Source organism: Olsenella kribbiana (assembly GCF_036408795.1).
Lineage (GTDB): Bacteria > Actinomycetota > Coriobacteriia > Coriobacteriales > Atopobiaceae > Olsenella_L > Olsenella_L kribbiana.
The window spans coordinates 1-1517 of sequence record NZ_JAZGJP010000038.1 but is presented as its reverse complement, the minus strand read 5'-3'; the positions used below and the strand labels follow the sequence as shown (position 1 = coordinate 1517).

The 1517-nt window shown below is 65.5% G+C and carries 1 protein-coding gene; it reads left to right on the top strand.

What is annotated here, in order from left to right:
• Positions 1-127 precede the first annotated feature (127 nt).
• Positions 128-1426 carry an IS30 family transposase gene (locus VXJ24_RS11435; protein ID WP_330973049.1) on the top strand — a complete coding sequence of 433 codons (1299 nt, stop codon included), beginning with the start codon at positions 128-130 and terminating at the stop codon, positions 1424-1426.
• Positions 1427-1517: the final 91 nt, after the last annotated feature.

Here is a 1517-nt window from a genome sequence, read left to right as displayed (position 1 = left end):
GCTCAATTACAGACTTCATACGAACGGTTCCGGAAGTCAGCTGTACATGTGCGGATGGATGGCGGAACCTGTGCGGTGGTGGCCGGAGAGGCCGGCCAGACGACGTGCAGGAAGAAGCTGACATCGCATGTCCGGAAGATCCAGGAAGAAAGGGAGGAAGCCCCAGTCCAGGGCATATCTGAGGCTGACGAAGCCGGAGAGGAGGCTTGTCGAGGAAGGCCTCGACCGCGGCGACAGCTGCAGGAAGATCGCGGAGCTGCTGGGAAGGTCGCCCTCGACCGTGCACGACGAGGTCGAGAGGCACCGCTACGTCTCGTCGCCGAAGGCGCAGGCAGGGGAGCATGCGCCCGAAGAGGGGCTCGGGGATGCATGCCCCAGGCTCGGCGCATGGCCCAGATGCTGCAACGGATGCAGCCACAGGAAGGGCTACGGATGCAGCAGGAAGCCGCGCGTGTTCTACGATGCCCGCCTCGCGCAGAAGGAGGCCGATGCCGTCCTCTCGGAGGCCAGGAGGGGCGTCGACGAGACCGAGGACGGCTTCCTCGAGAAGGTGGCGGTGATAGAGGACTGCCTCGCACGAGGGCTCTCGCCCGAGCAGATCGCGCATGCGCATCCCGAGCTCGGCAGGTGCGCCTCCACGATCTACGAATGGATAGACCGGGGCTATGCCGGGCTCTCCAACATGGAGCTCAGGAGCAAGGTGTCGTACAAGCCCAGGAAGCACAGCGGAGGCGGAGGCAGGCATGCCTCCCGCCATTCCCCCGACAGGTCGCACAGCGCCTTCTGCGCCCTTCCCGAGGGCATCCGGAAGGGCGCCTGGGAGATGGACACGGTGGAAGGCAGGAAGGGGCTCGACAGGCAGTGCCTGCTCACCCTGTACCACCGCCCCACGAGCTTCCAGCTTGCGCTGCTGCTCGCCGAGAAGACGCCTGCATGCGTAGAGGCAGGGCTCGGGCTCGTCAGCCGCGCGCTCGGCGGAGCCGAAGGCATGCGCAGGGTGTTCGGCACCGTGCTCACGGACAACGGCGAGGAGTTCTCCGACGAGGCCGCGCTGGCGGCCATCTTCGGAGAGCGGCCGGGAGAGACGAGGCTCTACTACTGCGACACGATGAGCGCCTGGCAGAAGGGCGGATGCGAGAGGAACCACTCCGAGATCAGGAAGATCCTCCCCAAGGGGAAGGGCATCATTTTCGACAGGCTCGACGAGGAGGACTGCTCCCTGCTCATGGGAGAGGTCAATTCCGAGATCCGGGGCAAGGACGGCTGGTCATGCCCGTCGCTCAGGCTTCTGGAGGCCTTCGGGCCCGATGCGAGGGCGCTCCTCGATGCATTCCATATCGAGCTCATAGGCCCCGACAGGATCGTCCTCGAGCCTGCATGCCTGGCTGACCTGCACAGGAAGGAGGGGAAGCCGGCACTGAGGTAGCCCTCCGGAGAACAGCAGATACCGCCATCTGCAGCCGTTCGGATGAGTGCCGGAAGCACCCCGGAGGGCCCTTGAATCATGCGCCTGCAGG

Excerpts from the sequence above, each read along its gene's own strand:
- VXJ24_RS11435 (WP_330973049.1), top strand. The coding sequence starts at position 128 with ATGTCCGGAAGATCCAGGAAGAAAGGGAGGAAGCCCCAGTCCAGGGCA.